Raw genomic sequence first — 16235 nt, forward strand, 5'->3', positions numbered from 1 at the left:
CTAGCAGATTCAGGTAAAATGAGAAGGATACTGGTATTGCTAGCCTTACAACTGACATTAGGTAGCTTAATGGCCCAAAACTCAGATTATATCCCCTTTTCCGAAGCCTTCAAATCGATTGAAGAATTGGAGAAAAGACCATTTCTTATCGATTCACTAAGAGGGGTTTACAAAACAAGATGGACTATTGGGTTGGAATATGGTCAGCGGTTCGTGTCCAATTCTAGTCGGTCCAACCTACCCGATACGATTACCCTAACGGATTTTACCAGCAAGAGCTCATTTATCGGTTTGGAAGGAGGGTATTTTCTTTCAGAAGACATACAGGTATTCCTTGCGATGGATTTTATGTCCTTACCCAAGAATCAAACGATCACTTCTCTAACAATTGGTGGGCCTAATGGAATTCAAGCCGAGGGAAGTGGCAGTGGAGGGGCAATGGTCAATGTTGGTATTGGAGGCAAGTATTTTTTCAATATCGGAGTTTTCACTCGAATCTATTCTGGATTAAAGCTAGGAATAATAAAAGCTGTGGCTGAAGGTGGAAGCGGCGGGTTTACTCTTACACAAGGCCAGTATCAGCAAACCATCCGTCAAAGTAGGAATTACAACTATGGCAATATTTTATTTGGTATTGCCCATCGACTTTCGCCAAAACTGATGATTGATTTTAACATGGGCTATCTCCATGCATCAAGATCCAAGAATTTGGGTGGAATTATTTCCCCGGGTGGAATTACCTCTACGCTAGCATTACAATTCATTATTGGCAAAGGAAATCGAGTGAGATGAACTAGCTAAAAGAAGACCAATCCAAATGAATAACCTTTTCAAAAGATGAAATCTCTATTCTGAGGCATCCTAGGCCATTTCAATTGGATGGAAAAATCAAATTTCATACACAAGCAAAAAAATCACCTATGAATTTTTATAAGCGAATCATGCTATTGCTCTTACTCATCATTTGCTTTGAGGTGGGTGCACAGACCGATCCTGTTTTGATGGAGGTTTCTTCTGTGGAAGAGCTAATCAGGCTGACCAGAACGCAAAACCCAGATCTGAAGAGTTATTTGCTCCACGTAGAAAAGAGCAATTATGAGGTAAAGGCTTCTAAAGCATCCTTTTGGCCTCAAATTACCGGCAGCTTTGGTGGACAAAAGAACTTTGAGCTGCCCACTACTCCTGTCCCAGGTGATTTCTTTGGTCAGCCAGGTGGCACAGTGGATGCCCAATTTGGACAGGAATACGCCTACAATGCTGGCCTCAATGTATCAATGAGTCTGATCGACTGGCAATCTGTACTGAAGGTGAAAATGGCTAAGTTGACTTATGAAGCCGCTGAGGCACAACAAGCGGCTTACCTACAACTACTCGACCAACAGGTCCATCTCACCTATTACTCTCTGGTGATTTCCAAGCAAGCCATAGCCCTAGCTGAGAAGGATTTGGAAATCGCTGACAGCATTGCTTCGTTGAGTGAGCAAAAATTCAGAGAAGGCGCAATGGATGCACTAGCTGTAAACCAAGCTAAAATCAATTCCAATATCACCAAGCAAAATCTGACTACCAGCAGGCAACATTATCAAAACAGCAGCAATGACCTTAAGCTACTGTTGGGATTGCAAGTAGGAGATTCAATCCATGTTTCAGCCGATTTAAATTATGAATTGCCTCCAAAATATAGCCCGGGTGCGCTTGGGCCAGATGAGGAAATCAGACTAGCCAGCATCAGTGCGCAGCAGGCCCAGAATCAGGTCAACATCCAAAAATCCCTGTTTGTCCCTAAGCTTTCCTTGTATGGGTATTATGGCAAACAACAATTCAGGGAAGATTTCGGAATTGACTTTGGCAATAATTCTTGGACAAATTATAGTTATCTCGGACTGAACTTTTCCATTCCCATATTCACCGGTTTCTCTACTCAAAATAAACTAAGGGCCAGCAAAATGGATCTTGAACTGGCAGAATATGAGCTGAATCAGGTAAACCTAAAGTTCCAAATTCAGGATGCCCAGCTAATTGAGGAGTATCACTCTAGTCTGATCAATGCGAGTCTCGCTCTTGAGGCTTTCCAACTCTATGAAAAAAACGAAAGACTTACCCTACAAAAGTATTCAGAAGGTCTGATCAGCTTGGATCGCTACCTCTACGCCTTTGAAGATTACCTCAAAGCCGAAAATGCATTTTTAAATGCCCTGTTAAACACCTATTCCTTTTACAGCCAAATCATTCCACGAATCCAATGAAAAATATCCGAATCCTATTGCTTTGTAGTGGCTTTTTGGCCCTGCTTAGCGCTTGCAATACTTCAGAAACTACCCATGCCGAGCAGAAAGACATTGTAGATGCGGTATTTGCCAGTGGTCTTATCATCATGGAAAATGAGTACATGGTCACAGCAAACAGTGAAGGCTATTTGGTAGCCGCCTCTATCCAAGAAGGTGATTCAGTAAATGCTGGGATGCCGATTTTCCAGCTTTCCAGCGAGGTGCAAAACGAGCAGTTGTCAGGTGCTCAAGCCACCTACCAAGACGCCCTTAAGAATCTGAATGAAAACTCACCTCAACAGAGTCAGCTTCGACTGCAAATCGAACAGGCCAAATCGCAACTGGAAATAGACGGCGCCAATTACAAACGATATCAGAATCTATCTAATACTGGAGCGGTATCGCAGCAGGAGCTCGAGCGTGCCAAGGTGCAATATGAAAACTCCAGCCGCCAAGTGGATATCCTACAAAAATCTCTGAGTGATCTGGTAGAAAAACTCAGGCTTAACCTCATCAATGCCGAAACCCAACTCAATATCCAAAAGGAAAACACCAGCGATTATTTCCTCTCCTCATTTATTGATGGCAGGGTACTGGAAGTATATAAAAACCAGGGAGATCTGGTAAGACGAGGAGAAACTATAGCCAGGATTGGTGGAGGAAAGCCTTTGATAAAATTGTGTGTTGGAGAGGAGGATATTGACAAGATCAAAGTTGGGCAGCTGACCACCATCTCGCTGAATACCCAAAAAGACGACTTACTTGACGCCCGCATTTCAAAGATTTATCCTGCCTTTGATGAGCAGCAACAATCATTTATTTGTGAAGCAGCATTTGTAGAAACCCCTGAACTCTATGTGAACACGCAGCTTCAGGCAAATATCATCATTGCTCAGAAAGAAAATGCCTTGGTCATCCCTAGTGCTTATCTCTTGCCTGGAGATAGTATTCTCTATAAAGACGGGGAAAAAGCAGCCGTAAAAGTAGGAATCCGAACTAGTGATTGGGTGGAGATCATCTCCGGACTTGACCAATCCAGGCTCATTAAACAAATGAAAAAGCCATGAGCCGGGTGACCAATCTGAAGATTTCCCGAGCGCACCTTACCTCAAGGGTCAAGCAAACCATGGTAGCGATCCTGAGCGTAACCTTCGGGATATCCATGTACATATTTATGAATGGGTTCATGACTGGTGTCAATGATACGCAGACCGAGCTCGCCTTCAGTACTCTGGCGCACCTTCATATTTATAATGACCTTCCTGAAGACAACACTAATCTTCTACAAAAGAAATACGGAGAGGATAAACTGGTAAATCTTAGGAATGCCAAGGTGATTCAGTATACAGAAGGAATTAAGAATTCCGCAAAAATTATCGCTGCCATAGAAGATCATCCAGCTATTACCGGCATTACTCCCCAAGTCAATGTCAATGTGTTTTTTAGAAATGGAGCTACCAAACTCAATGGAGTTTTATCAGGCATTGATGTGAAGCAGGAAAGCTTCCTCTTTGGCACTGAAAAATACATTACAGAGGGCAGCTGGAGTAGTATGGAAGACCGAGGCGATGGAGTGGTATTGGGAGCAGGCTTGGCTGAGAAATTAAGTTTGACCTTGGATGATAATGTGACGGTGATTACTGCAGATGGTGTCAGTCGCAATTTTAAAGTAATCGGTATCATCAAAACAACGATCGGAGGAGTAGACAATGCCAAAGGCTACGTCCGCATCAGTTCGGCAAGGCAGTTAATTTCCAAAAATCAGGGGTATGTCACTGATATTCAGATTAACATCAAAAATTTCAATGAGGCCACCAAAGTTGCCACTCAACTAGCCCCCAAAGTGTCCTATAAAGTGGAGTCCTGGAATGAGTCTAACGGCCAACTTCAAGCTGGAAATGACTTAAGGAATATCATTGCTGTAGCTGTTTCCCTCACCATCCTTCTGGTAGCCGGTTTTGGAATTTTCAACATTATGAACATGACTGTGAATGAAAAAATAAAAGAGATCGCAATCCTTAAGGCCATGGGATTTGACGGAACAGACATCATTCAAATATTCTTGGTTCAGTCTGTCATCATAGGGGTGATCGGTGGAATAGTAGGGATCACTTTCGGCTATTTAGTTTCTGTATTGGTAAGCTATATACCCTTTCGCGTGGCAACATTGGATACACTTCCGATGGTTTACGATCCCCAGGACTATATCCTAGCCTTCATTTTTGGATTGATCACAACATTTGTAGCAGGATATCTCCCTGCCAAAAAAGCTTCTCAAGTGGACCCTGTAGAAATAATAAGAGGATGAACGAAGAAATAGCACTATCCGCCCGAGCAATTTGCAAATACTTTCACGAACCAGAAACCTTTCAGGTGTTAAAGGATATTTCTTTTGATGTCAAAAAGGGCGAGTTCTTATCCATGATCGGTAAGTCGGGCTCAGGGAAATCAACCTTGCTCTATCTTTTGTCTACCATGGATACGGATTACACAGGTGAAATTACTATCAATGGAGAATGCCTTACAGGACGGACTCAAAATCAGTTAGCCGCTTTCCGAAATGCCCACATTGGATTCGTTTTTCAATTTCATTACCTGCTTCCGGAGTTTACAGCATTGGATAACGTGATGCTTCCAGCCCTCAAACTAGGTAGAAAATCCGAAGAGGAAATCAGAGAAGATGCCTACTCGAATTTGAAATTGCTGGGCCTCGAAGCTCAGGCAATGAAGCAAAGCAATAAACTGTCCGGCGGACAGCAGCAACGGGTGGCCATAGCACGGGCATTAATTAACCAGCCTGCCGTTATCATGGGGGATGAGCCAACCGGCAATCTGGATTCAAAGAATACAGATATCGTCTTCGATATTTTTCGCCAGCTAGCGGCCGAAAGGGGACAAACCATTATTGCGGTTACACATGACGATGAGTTTGCACAGAAAAGTGACAGGATTTTAGAAATGGCCGATGGCCGTATTTTGAATTGATACCATTTATAGCAGGAGAAATTGAGGTAGGCCGACTTCACTGCCAATCAAAAAAATATCATTTTAATGAAAATACTATTTGGGACGATCCTACTAATAGCTCTTGCTGGCAATTGCTGGGGTCAGGAATTTGAATTGCTGGAAGTGGAATACGCAAGATATCCTAAAGCATCTGTAAGCAAGACAGATAGTATTGAGGCCATTATTTCAGAATATCAAGTTTCATTTCTCTTACCTGCGATTCAGAAGGAAAAATGGTCCTTACTCGTCGGAGCAACCTATCGATTGGTAGTTCCTGAAAGCGCCGATCGTCAATCAAATGATGACCTGTTTTTTCTGGGATTACGATTTGCTGGGGTTTTCAACCTGTCTGAAAATAAACAATTGATTGTAAGCGCTTATCCAGCTATTTCCACAACTGACGAACCAGGAAGCTTCTCGGGAAATAATTTTTTGATGCAAGGTGGAATTCTATTCAAAACCCAAAAGAACGAACAGGTTTCTTATAGCATTGGCGTAATCAGTACCTCAAGGTTTGGTAGACCTTTGATTTTACCTTCCCTAGGCCTGACTAGATTGGGTAATAAAATGAAATTGGATATGAACCTACCTTTTTTTGTGAAAACGATGTGGAGTTATACCAATCGATTCTCTTACGGATTAAAGTTTGACGTAAATGGGAGTCAGTATAATCTCAACAATGAAACATTCAATGGATCTGAAGTAGACTTGGTTCGGTTCTCACGAGTAAGATTGGGACCTGAATTCCAGTATCGAATTGTTGGACCTCTATTTATCGAACTTTTTGCAGGAATTGCCGCAAGACGAACCTATGATTTCGAAATTATTGGAAGTGATGATATCGATTTAAGCCTAGATAACGGCCTATTTTTGTCTATAAGGCTTTATATTAGACCCCAGCTAATAAAAAATTAAGACTGTAAATTTTTAAAAGCGTGGGAATAATCCACCGAATTCAATAATTGAATGCTTGGAACTTCGCCCTTGAGGCTTTTTGCACTTTACACTTTTTGAAAAATGAAATAACAATCGGTATAACTACCTATACCCTACTGGATATCGATGGCTTCCACCTTGAATTGTATAATTCTTTCCTCAATTCTAGCATTCTCAAAAATTGCAGAATTGGCTAGATTCCCAATTAAATACTCCTTTTTCAAAAAATCACCAACACCTGTAGCGAATCGAATGGCCTTTTCGTAATCTTAGTAGTTTCCGATTACTTCTACTCTAACGCTGCCTTATAATGAGAATTTTTAGACTACTTCCGATGATAACCCTGATACTGGTTTCGCTTGCCATCAGCTCCTGTCAGGATGAAATCACGACCACACATACCTTCAGGGCTATGGTGCCGATCTATCTGGAGATGAGTGATGTTCGGGCCAGAACGATCACTATTGCACCTCCGCAGGAACTGGAAAATCCTGGCAAAATCTACCTCTATGGCGACTACCTCCTGATCAACGAACCGACCAAAGGCATCCACATCCTGGACAATACCAATCCGGCAAATCCGATCAACAAGAACTTTATCCCCATCGAAGGCAATGTAGACTTAGCTGTCAACAGCAACATCCTATATGCGGACAATTATGTGGATCTGCTCGCCTTTGACATCAGCAACATCAACAATATCAGCCTGGTCAACCGTGTCGAGGACGTTTTTACACAGATGTACCAGCATGATACCGGACAAATCATCACCTTCCGGGACTCAGTAATTACCTCCGAAAATCCCTATTGGGGCTGTGTCAATTGTGCATTTTTTGCCATGGATGGTAGTATGAGTTTTGCAGCCAATTTTTCAGCAGCAGCTCAGAGCTATGGCACGGGAGGGTCGATGGCTAGATTTACGCTATCGAGTGGACACCTCTATGCTGTGGATGAGACTTCACTTCGCGTGTTTGATGTGAAAGACCCCAAAGCCCCTAAGTTCATTAAGCCCATCGATCTGGGTTGGGGTATTGAGACCATTTTCCCTTTCCAAGACAAACTCTTCATCGGATCCAACAGAGGCATGCACATCTACGATGCCTCTACGCCTAGCAGCCCGACAAGAATGGCTGTGTACGAGCATATGGTAGCATGTGATCCTGTCGTAGTCAACGAAGAATTCGCTTTCGTCACGCTGCGCAGTGGCAACTTCTGCGTCAATAACATCAACGAACTACAGGTCATCAATATCGAAGATCCCTACAAACCTTACATGATGAAGTCCTACCCCATGCTCAATCCCCATGGACTGGGCCTTGCGGATGACAATCTCTACATTGCCGAGGGTCGCCATGGGCTGAAAAGCTTCAATGTGGCCGATGTGATGAAGATCGATCAAAACCAGATGGAGTTTTTGGAATCTATGAAATCTGTTGATCTGATCCCTGGACCCAAATCCCTCATCGTCATCGGTCCGGATGGCGTCTGCCAGTTTGACTACAGCACCCCGTCCAAACTGGTGAAGTTGAGCTGTATTGATGTGAAAAATCCCGTGACAGTACAATAGCACCTTTGGAACTACATAAACAAAACCCTTCTTTTTCATCGCAAAAATGAAAGTCAAACTTTTGGTCATCGCCATTTTTTTCAGCTCTGTCCAATCTGTTTTTGGGCAGGAAAAAGTCTATTACAACCAGACCGAGATCGGAATTTTAGCAGGAAAAAAGACAGATACATGGGATGGCCAAGATCAGAGTCGGGTGGATTTTTCGATCATTACGTTTCATGGTGCAAAAATCTCAAAGCATCATGCACTCGGTTTCTCGGTGGGGTTAGATCAGTATGAGGACATTTCCATTGTACCCATTGCATTGGGCTGGAGGGGTTTTCTGGGAAAAGAAAACCGCCCCCAATTTATCGGAGGAATGGATATCGGTGGAGGATCGGCATTTCTGGAGAAAAAAGAAGAAACAGAATGGTATGAAAGCTGGTATCAGGGCGGCATCATGTTCAGTCCATCTCTGGGGGTCAGATTACCTGCGAAAAAAGGAAAAACTTCGCTCACCATGAGTATCGCATACAAACGGCAAGAACTGGAATTCTTTCAGGGATTCTTTGAGCCGATGATTACGCCAAGGCCTTTTTCGAGTTTAAAACTGCCTGCAGGATATAATTCAATCACCGAGACGAACTACTTGTACCACAGTTTGGTGGGGAGAATTGGATTTATTTTTTGATCAGATTTCAAGTTTTTTATCGAATTTCCTCATTCCTATTTAAAAGAAACGGATTGCCAATGGTGGGCTCCAATTGTTTTTTCTTTTGACAGACAAACAAGGAAGTAAATCACTCAGTTTAGAGATTGATTATTGATATTTGATCAATGGAAAAATACGGCAAGGCGATTGTGGATGGCTATTACGGCTATGCCAATTACCTGTACAATGAAATCATTCATCCCAGTTGGCATAACTACTTCTACTGGTTGGTAGCCGCTTCAATCTTGATTTGGATTTTGGAATTGGTATTCCCCTGGAGAAAAGATCAACCCGCCATTCGGCAGGACTTTTGGATGGATTTGTTTTATCTGTTTTGGAATTACTTTCTCTTTGCGCTAATTGCCTACAATGCCCTGTCCATGGTCGCAGTGGAGCTTTTCAATGATTTCTTGGGGCTTTTTGGTATCACCAATCTGGTGGCAATCCATATCGAAACCTGGCCATTTTGGGCAAAAATCGTATTGATTTTTATCGTGCGTGACTTTATGCAGTGGAATATTCACCGGATGTACCATCATGTGGGCTGGATGTGGGAGTTTCACAAAGTGCACCACAGTACACGACAAATGGGTTTTGCCGCATTGCTTCGGTTTCACTGGATGGAAAATGTGATTTATCGAACCTTAGAATACTTGCCTTTGGCCATGATTGGAGTTGGGATTACAGACTTCTTTATCGTCCATATTTTCACCTTGGTTACCGGGCAACTGGGACATGCCAACCTAAAAATCCCGCTCGGCCCATTCAAGTACATCCTTAACGGTCCGCAAATGCACCTTTGGCACCATGCCCGAAACCTTCCCGAGAGCCATCCCAACGGATTCAATTATGGAATTACCTTGAGTGTTTGGGATTTTATTTTCCGGACGAACTATTGGCCGGCTGATGATGAAAATTTACCTGTCGGATTGCCAGAAGAAGAAAAGTTCCCAGAGGACTTTATCGGGCAAAATGTCGAGCCCTTTCAGCGGATTTTTGGAAAAAATAAAAGCTGATCAGAAATCAGCTTTAAGAACCATATAAAACCGATTTTACGATTAGATAAATCGCTTGATTGTCCAGACGATGATTGCAAATAGGAACACGATGATGGAAATCTTGTTGATCCCATGCATCATCCGAAGGTTGAAATTAGTTGGCTTATTGGGATCAGGCTTTCGAAATACATTCAGAAAGTAATTTCCGACCTCACCCAGTTTGAAGAATTCCTGTACTTTATTTTTTTCTGACATGACTTCTGGCTTTGGTTCGTTAACAGTATGAGTGAGTGATAAGTTTGGTTAAAGAAGAAATATGCTTCGCGAAATGCTGTCGAAATAAGCTTTGCGAGATATGATGGAGATATGTTTCGCGAAATATTGTTGAAATAAATTTTTGCTTTACAAAATAAACTATGCCTTTGGCGGAATAATGCATGAAAATTACGCTTGGTATTTCACGACGCGAAGCGTCGTTTATTTCAACCGTATTTCAACCGTATTTCAACTGAAGAATTTTCTAAATCGTCTCCGGCTCATTCCACATCCCGTCTTCCCGGATGATGTTGATGAGTTCGTCCACGGCTCTTTCTGAAGGCACAGACTTTTTCATCACTTCTTTGCCTTTGTAGAGGGTAATCTTGCCTTTACCAGAACCGACATAACCGTAATCTGCATCGGCCATTTCACCGGGGCCATTTACAATACAGCCCATGATTCCGATCTTCACACCTTTCAGGTGATCGGTTCGCTTGCGGATCATTGCGGTAGTTTCCTGAAGATCAAAGAGCGTTCGACCACAAGACGGACAGGAAATGTATTCCGTTTTAGACATCCGGGTTCGGGCAGCTTGCAGCACTCCAAAACTCACTGAGTTGTGCAGTTTGATCTGATCCAATACCTCCTGACGGGAATTTTCGGCTTCTTTTTCCAAAGAAATCAAAATCCCATCCCCCAATCCATCGATCAGCAATCCTCCTACATCCGTAGCTGCATAGAGTGTGGTGGAGTCAGCCGACTGATCGGGATAACTTACCTTGACCACGACAGGCACTTGGGACTTGGCTTCCAAAAGACTGACAAATGCTCGGCGCAAAGCCGGCATAGAATGGGTATTGTCTGTCTTCAGAATCAAAACAGTGTCCTTTCTATCTTCCATTTCCGGGATTGTCGCTTCTATTTCCTCATCTGAAATCTCCAAGAAGTTCAGCTCAGAATGGAATTTTCCTGCTGCTCTATATTCTTCCAACTTGAAGAGTGGAAACTTATTGATCCCATCAGCTGTATTTTGCCAAACCGAATAATCCTGAATCTCTTTCATGCCATTTGGCAGCATAAACGGGATTGGATTTTTACCCGAATACACGAAATCGCAGCCTTGGTCATTCATTTTCCACTTATCGAGTTCCGGTAAATAGAAATGTCCAACTGCTTTCATCTCCCGATCAGTGATTTTTTCGATCTTGGAAATATCTGTGATCACTCGTGGGACATTGTGCCCGCCAAAATTGTAAATCTCGGCGACTTGCCGCTTGCTGTACTCGAATGGAGTAATGGGATAGTGGGAGATTTCGGCAATCGGCGAATGTGCTTTGCGCTCAGTATAGCGATCGATCAAGGCTTTGGCAACGGGGGCTTCAAACTCCGGATCTTCGGTCAAGGAAACACGAACTGTATCTCCCAATCCATCTTCCAGCAAGGTTCCGATTCCGACTGCGGATTTGATCCGCCCATCTTCCGCTTCGCCGGCTTCAGTCACCCCTAGGTGCAATGGGTAAGGTTTGAATCCACCCTCATTTAGCTTTTGGACCAAAAGTCGATAAGCCTGCACCATCACTTGGGTATTGGAAGACTTCATCGAAATGACGATTTCGTGGTAGTTTTCATCTGCGCAAATCCTCAAAAACTCCAAGGCCGACTCCACCATTCCGAGTGGCGTATCGCCATAGCGGCTCATGATCCGATCCGATAGTGATCCGTGATTGGTACCGATTCGCATCGCTGTACCATTCTCTTTACAGATTTTCACTAGGGGCAAAAAGCGATCTCTGATCCGATCCAGCTCTTCGGCATAGCTTGTATCAGTATAATCGATGACTTCAAATTTCTTTTTGTCTGCGTAGTTTCCTGGATTGATCCGAACTTTTTCTACGATTCGAGCCGCCAGTTCAGCAGCATTTGGCGTGAAATGAATGTCTGCGACGAGTGGGGTTTGGTACCCTCTTTTGCGCAGTTCGGCTTTAATATTTCTCAGGTTTTCCGCTTCCTTAATACTCGGAGCTGTGATTCGGATCAACTCACATCCCGATTCGATCATCCGGATGGATTGCTCGACTGAGCCGATGGTGTCCATGGTGTCGATAGTAGTCATGGACTGTACCACGATAGGATTGTCACCACCAATGGTGATGTCACCGACACGAACTGGAATCGTTTTACGTCTGGAATAGCTCGTGAGACTATCGCAATACAGGGAATCGAGGGATTTGATCAGTGACTCCATAGTTTATAAATCTCCTAGTTGGGGGCGGATAATTACTTCTTCAACAACAGTTTGTGGGGAAAGGTTATAAGCGCCCCAGACACTTTCTGCCACATCTTCGGCACGAATAAAACGTTCCTCTGGCAGATCCACTCCTTCCCAACTCGCTGTGTAAGTCGCTCCGGGAAGAATGGAAGTTACTTTAATTTGAAAAGGTTTGAGCTCTTCGCGCAGGCATTTGGTCATGCCAAGCATGGCCCATTTGGTCACCGCATATGTACCGCCGTTAGGGTAGGCCGTCAATCCAGCAATGGATCCCATGCTGAATATATGACCCGATTTCCTTGCCATCATTTCGTTGACAAAAGCACGAGTCAGGTAGTATGCGGAAAATAGGTTGGTTTGCATCATAAACTCAAAGTTCCCTTCAGGTTCATTATGAATGGATCCAGGAAGAAAAATCCCGGTATTATTCACCAATACATCCGGAAGCGCAACAGCTTTCACTGCAGCGGAAAACCAGACGACTTCTTCTTTTTTGGAAAGATCAGCCGGCAAAGCCAAAACGGTAATACCCGGAAAGGTTGTTTCCAAATATGCCTGAAGGGAAATCAGATCCTGTTCATTTCGGGCACAGGTGAAGATATCAAAGCCTTCTTTTGCAAACCGCTCAATGATGGCCCGTCCAATTCCTTTAGTGCCTCCGGTGACGAGGATACTTTTGTTCATTTTGTTCGTGTTTTAATAGTTAGTATGACAACTATCTACAGCGAGCAAAGTTACATTTTTTTATCAAAACAGCGCGGAGACTTGCATCCGACCGACATGCACGAGCCGATCGAGCCCTTGGGAGTTTCGCCCTTCATAGACAAGATTTAATTGAAGCCCTTCTCCGATCTTTTGTAGCCAATTGAGCGACCATGTCACATTCGTTCCGGGAGTCAAAGCTTGCAGCATTTCATAGCCCACAGGCGAATTGACTTCCCCATTGTAATCGATCTGGATCAGTCGCAGATTTCCCGTCAGGGTAGTTTTTATCGCTTTCGCGTAGCGCATATCCAAGCCTATCTGATGGGTCTGGGCCCTTTCCTCAAACTCTATATTCTGCGTATTTTCTTTTCCTGTAAACGAATACGAGCCCGTCGTCCTGAAGTATGGTGAGGGCTGCCATGCCAATTCAGGTCCAATACTGGACTGATTAATCGTGTAGTTTCGGTTGTCAAGAAAGTCAGAGGCAGAAACTCTGTTGCCGGTACTTCCGATGACTCTCAGGGTAAGGACAGCATTGAAATTATAGCGGGTATTGAGCTTCCAGTCCTGCTGGATTTGATCTTCAAATCCTCCGGAGAGCAGTTGCTTCAACTGAGAATCAAACAAGGACAAGTCAAATCCATACTTGGCCGAAGCCCGATTGAAGAAGAAACTCGTCCGAATAATCTGTCGAAGGGAAAGAATTTGATCCCGGTCTATCGAACCAATAAATGGATTGACTCGATCCCAAAAATCATCCGAGGTTACTTTTTTCTCCACACTCAGGCTGGAGGTGTTGGAGAATTTGTGGAGAAATGCTAAGACGCCCCCAGCTTCTTTCCAGGATTCGGGAAATCTGGCTTGGATGCGGTAATTGAGCAAGCTGGTATAAGCCTGCACGTAAGTATCCGTAGGGACAAAGATTTTGATGTATTGCTTTTCCTCAGGATTGATCGCGATGTAAAATTCATTGAGCTGCTGGATTCCGTCACCGTTATCATCCCGCCAAGTGTGGGTTCCGTCACCATTGGGAGCAGGCAGGAAAACAAACTCCCGCTGGAGCTCGCGTCCATTTCCGATGGCGTAACTGATTTCATTTCTGATGATGTTTTTGCCCAGGCTTCCCGCGTAGTCCACTTTTCCCATCACGGTCAGTTCGGTAGGGAGGTCGCGCTGGAGGTATGCCAATTCCCGATAAGTGAATGTACTGCTGAGACTATGCTGGACCCATTGCTTTCTGAAGGTAAAATTGGAAGTGAAAGCCTGCGTATCGTCGAGCAAGCGCCCATTTACCGGAGCTTTGTCTTCCCTCCAGGCTGCATCTACCAAAAATGAATAACTCAGCGTGTCACTGCTTCGGAGATATACCAAATGTTCTTTGAAATTCATGGCCGTACTGATCACGGAGTCAGTTTCAGCATTTTTGAACGCATTTTCGTCTAAAGAAAACTGGTAGCCTGGCACCAAGATTTTGGATTGGTAGCTGATATTTCCCAGATATCTGGTCCAGTCTGAAGTCAAGCTGTCCTGATCACTCTGCATCCTGAAAAACTCCTGACGGATCAAAAACCGCCGTCCGAGTTCGGCTGTCCAATTGGCTGTATGCTGAGATCCGCTGAGGACATTTTCCCGATTTCTGAGGTAAAGCTTGTAATTGAAGGTGTTTTTGACATCTTTTTCCAGGCCAATCTGCGTTAGGAAAAACCGCTCCGCAGCAGGAATTTCCAAGGTTTCGGGAGATAATCCCCAGTCCCGGTCAAACTCGATATATCGAAAACGATCGATAAAATTGAAGTTGGTCGTGTTGTACTCGATCTCGGTCAAGCCTTTAAATTTATACCCTTTGAAAATCCCGAACTCCCGATTTTCCGATTGAAGTCCGACTTTCAATCCCAGGCCTTGATTGTCCTCATCATCGAGGGAAGAAAAGAGGTTTTTATCCACAGAGGAAAGCGCCACTTCCGTGTAAACTTTTTCATATTCCCCCAATTTAATCCGTGTACCTGCAGTCGTCATTCGCTTACTGTCCGGTGCAGGAAGCTGGGTAAGGATTGAATAGTCACCCTGGGGCTGTCCACTGACGGGAGGGACATATTCAAAAACAGTCCCGTTGGAAAGCTGGGAAGTCCGTCTGTAATCACCCTGATTGACTCCCACCTGAGAAAACGAAAGGGCAAAATGTGCCAACTCAGGATCCGTGGAGTAGCGGTAAAATGTAGTCACATTTCCAAAGTCATCCACTTCGGACACTTTTTCATAGAGAATTCGAGTAGGATCGAAGGCAACTGAATCTATCCTTGGAATCACAGCATTTTCCACTCGATCTCCCACTGACGCCAATAAAGCCTGTTCTCCTTGGGAAAACTCGGTGAAAAGTGGTCGGTTTCGATTGTCTTTTTCCTGATAGAAATTCAGGTAGAAATCAACTTTTCCATTCGTCTGCAGGTGATTGGCTCCCAGAATTGACCGGGAGTAGTTTCGCTCGGCAAACTCAATATCCACCCGAACCCGAGAGTATTGGGTGATGAGGACTTTGGGGGTGAAGGTTATCTCAGCCTGATTGTAATCGATCACGTAATCTGCATTAAACCCCCGCTGCAGCTGCTTCCCATCCAAAAAAACCCGCTCCGAATTGGCCATAATTATCACAAAGCGCTCATTGTTTGGTCCACTGATGCGGTAAGGTCCGAGTGTACCCTCGATGATCGGCAACTGGATGGAGGCGAATTTTCCTTTGGCCACCGATACAAATCCCTGCGAACTGGCCTCCCAGTTGTTTTTTAGCTTGTATTTGGAAGTGAACTGCAGCCCCTGCACATTTTTATAATATTGAAGAAACTCCGATTGCCGCTGCTGCAGGACCACATCCCCTGCGGCCAGACTGAAGTTATCATTGTAAAGTTCGATCAGTACATTGTCAAAATCCTGAATTTGCTGGGTATTGCCCTCGGGCTGAAACGGTACATTCTGATCAGTGATGCTTGCCCTGATTTTCAGATTTTCGCCGATATCTCCCTCCAATTGGAGATTGAGTGCTGAATTGACAAATACATTTTGTGTATTGCCAAAAGAAACTCCACGGGTTAGACTTCCGGTTTTGTAGAGATTGGTACTGGGAAAAAGCTCTTCCCGAATGTCAAAATCAGGAAGAGTCTGAATTCGATTATCCTTAAAAATGGCGGTAGAATCGTAATCTTCCAGCAAAGTTCGCTTGGCAAACGTCTGATCCATCCGAATAGCCAGTGTTCTATAGCACACCTGCACAGAATCCGGGGTCGAAGAGGGATCAAAGTCGATAAGAAGTGTGCGATTGGAGAGGTCGTAAGTGAACGGGTAAGTTTTGCCCGACTTATCGAGGACACGGATGCTTTGTTCACTTGCAAAAAGCGAATCGAGGATACTGGGCTGGGAGAAGTATTCGGCAGGAAACCAGCGGCATTTTTCCTGAGCCTGACTCGTAAAGCTCAGTCCAAAAAACAAAAAAACGGAAGCTAACCAAACACGCATCAGATCTTTCGGCCCTTTTTCGTTTCAAGGT

13 protein-coding genes are annotated in these 16235 nt (G+C 44.0%); 9 read left to right on the forward strand and 4 right to left on the reverse strand.

All coding sequences use genetic code 11. The features are described from left to right. Positions 1-18 precede the first annotated feature (18 nt). From DK188_RS16895 to DK188_RS16935, 9 genes are all read left to right on the forward strand, one after another. Positions 19-792 carry a hypothetical protein gene (locus tag DK188_RS16895; RefSeq protein ID WP_157963265.1) on the forward strand — a complete coding sequence of 258 codons (774 nt, stop codon included), beginning with the start codon at positions 19-21 and terminating at the stop codon, positions 790-792. 128 nt (positions 793-920) lie between these two features. Continuing rightward, complete coding sequence (locus tag DK188_RS16900; RefSeq protein ID WP_157963266.1) at positions 921-2246, forward strand: TolC family protein; 1326 nt, start codon at positions 921-923, stop codon at positions 2244-2246. Next, a complete protein-coding gene (locus tag DK188_RS16905) occupies positions 2243-3334 on the forward strand; it encodes an efflux RND transporter periplasmic adaptor subunit (protein ID WP_111672021.1) in 1092 nt (363 codons plus the stop codon). Before DK188_RS16900 ends, DK188_RS16905 begins: the two co-directional genes overlap by 4 nt. Further along, entirely contained in the window at positions 3331-4575 is a 1245-nt protein-coding gene (locus tag DK188_RS16910) for an ABC transporter permease (RefSeq protein WP_111672022.1), read from the forward strand. Before DK188_RS16905 ends, DK188_RS16910 begins: the two co-directional genes overlap by 4 nt. Further along, positions 4572-5252 (forward strand): ABC transporter ATP-binding protein, encoded by a 681-nt coding sequence (locus tag DK188_RS16915; RefSeq protein WP_111672023.1) that lies wholly within the window; start codon positions 4572-4574, stop codon positions 5250-5252. Before DK188_RS16910 ends, DK188_RS16915 begins: the two co-directional genes overlap by 4 nt. 66 nt (positions 5253-5318) lie before the next feature. Beyond that, a complete protein-coding gene (locus DK188_RS16920) occupies positions 5319-6188 on the forward strand; it encodes a DUF6268 family outer membrane beta-barrel protein (RefSeq protein WP_111672024.1) in 870 nt (289 codons plus the stop codon). 355 nt (positions 6189-6543) lie between these two features. Continuing rightward, positions 6544-7776, forward strand: a complete 1233-nt coding sequence (locus DK188_RS16925; RefSeq protein WP_232825758.1) for a hypothetical protein — start codon at positions 6544-6546, stop codon at positions 7774-7776. Positions 7777-7822: 46 nt separating this feature from the next. After that, a complete protein-coding gene (locus DK188_RS16930; protein ID WP_111672026.1) occupies positions 7823-8446 on the forward strand; it encodes a hypothetical protein in 624 nt (207 codons plus the stop codon). Positions 8447-8592: 146 nt separating this feature from the next. Beyond that, positions 8593-9483 (forward strand): sterol desaturase family protein, encoded by an 891-nt coding sequence (locus tag DK188_RS16935; RefSeq protein ID WP_111672027.1) that lies wholly within the window; start codon positions 8593-8595, stop codon positions 9481-9483. A 42-nt stretch (positions 9484-9525) separates the two neighbouring features. Here the strand turns inward: DK188_RS16935 and DK188_RS16940 are convergent, their stop codons facing one another. The 4 genes from DK188_RS16940 to DK188_RS16955 form a co-directional block, all read right to left on the reverse strand. Next, a complete protein-coding gene (locus DK188_RS16940; RefSeq protein WP_111672028.1) occupies positions 9526-9720 on the reverse strand; it encodes a DUF6728 family protein in 195 nt (64 codons plus the stop codon). A gap of 265 nt (positions 9721-9985) precedes the next feature. Beyond that, positions 9986-11968, reverse strand: coding sequence for a (E)-4-hydroxy-3-methylbut-2-enyl-diphosphate synthase (gene ispG / locus DK188_RS16945; RefSeq protein WP_111672029.1), 1983 nt, complete (start codon positions 11966-11968; stop codon positions 9986-9988). Between the two features lie 3 nt (positions 11969-11971). After that, positions 11972-12676 carry an SDR family oxidoreductase gene (locus DK188_RS16950; protein ID WP_111672030.1) on the reverse strand — a complete coding sequence of 235 codons (705 nt, stop codon included), beginning with the start codon at positions 12674-12676 and terminating at the stop codon, positions 11972-11974. A 63-nt stretch (positions 12677-12739) separates the two neighbouring features. Beyond that, positions 12740-16204: a hypothetical protein gene (locus tag DK188_RS16955; protein ID WP_232825759.1), complete on the reverse strand. Its 3465-nt coding sequence runs from the start codon at positions 16202-16204 to the stop codon at positions 12740-12742. Positions 16205-16235: the final 31 nt, after the last annotated feature.

The organism is Algoriphagus litoralis (assembly GCF_003259255.1).
Classification (GTDB): domain Bacteria; phylum Bacteroidota; class Bacteroidia; order Cytophagales; family Cyclobacteriaceae; genus Algoriphagus; species Algoriphagus litoralis.

Excerpts from the sequence above, each read along its gene's own strand:
- DK188_RS16895 (WP_157963265.1), top strand. The coding sequence starts at position 19 with ATGAGAAGGATACTGGTATTGCTAGCCTTACAACTGACATTAGGTAGC.
- DK188_RS16900 (WP_157963266.1), top strand. The coding sequence starts at position 921 with ATGAATTTTTATAAGCGAATCATGCTATTGCTCTTACTCATCATTTGC.
- DK188_RS16905 (WP_111672021.1), top strand. The coding sequence starts at position 2,243 with ATGAAAAATATCCGAATCCTATTGCTTTGTAGTGGCTTTTTGGCCCTG.
- DK188_RS16910 (WP_111672022.1), top strand. The coding sequence starts at position 3,331 with ATGAGCCGGGTGACCAATCTGAAGATTTCCCGAGCGCACCTTACCTCA.
- DK188_RS16915 (WP_111672023.1), top strand. The coding sequence starts at position 4,572 with ATGAACGAAGAAATAGCACTATCCGCCCGAGCAATTTGCAAATACTTT.
- DK188_RS16920 (WP_111672024.1), top strand. The coding sequence starts at position 5,319 with ATGAAAATACTATTTGGGACGATCCTACTAATAGCTCTTGCTGGCAAT.
- DK188_RS16925 (WP_232825758.1), top strand. The coding sequence starts at position 6,544 with ATGATAACCCTGATACTGGTTTCGCTTGCCATCAGCTCCTGTCAGGAT.
- DK188_RS16930 (WP_111672026.1), top strand. The coding sequence starts at position 7,823 with ATGAAAGTCAAACTTTTGGTCATCGCCATTTTTTTCAGCTCTGTCCAA.
- DK188_RS16935 (WP_111672027.1), top strand. The coding sequence starts at position 8,593 with ATGGAAAAATACGGCAAGGCGATTGTGGATGGCTATTACGGCTATGCC.
- DK188_RS16940 (WP_111672028.1), bottom strand. The coding sequence starts at position 9,720 with ATGTCAGAAAAAAATAAAGTACAGGAATTCTTCAAACTGGGTGAGGTC.
- ispG (WP_111672029.1), bottom strand. The coding sequence starts at position 11,968 with ATGGAGTCACTGATCAAATCCCTCGATTCCCTGTATTGCGATAGTCTC.
- DK188_RS16950 (WP_111672030.1), bottom strand. The coding sequence starts at position 12,676 with ATGAACAAAAGTATCCTCGTCACCGGAGGCACTAAAGGAATTGGACGG.
- DK188_RS16955 (WP_232825759.1), bottom strand. The coding sequence starts at position 16,204 with ATGCGTGTTTGGTTAGCTTCCGTTTTTTTGTTTTTTGGACTGAGCTTT.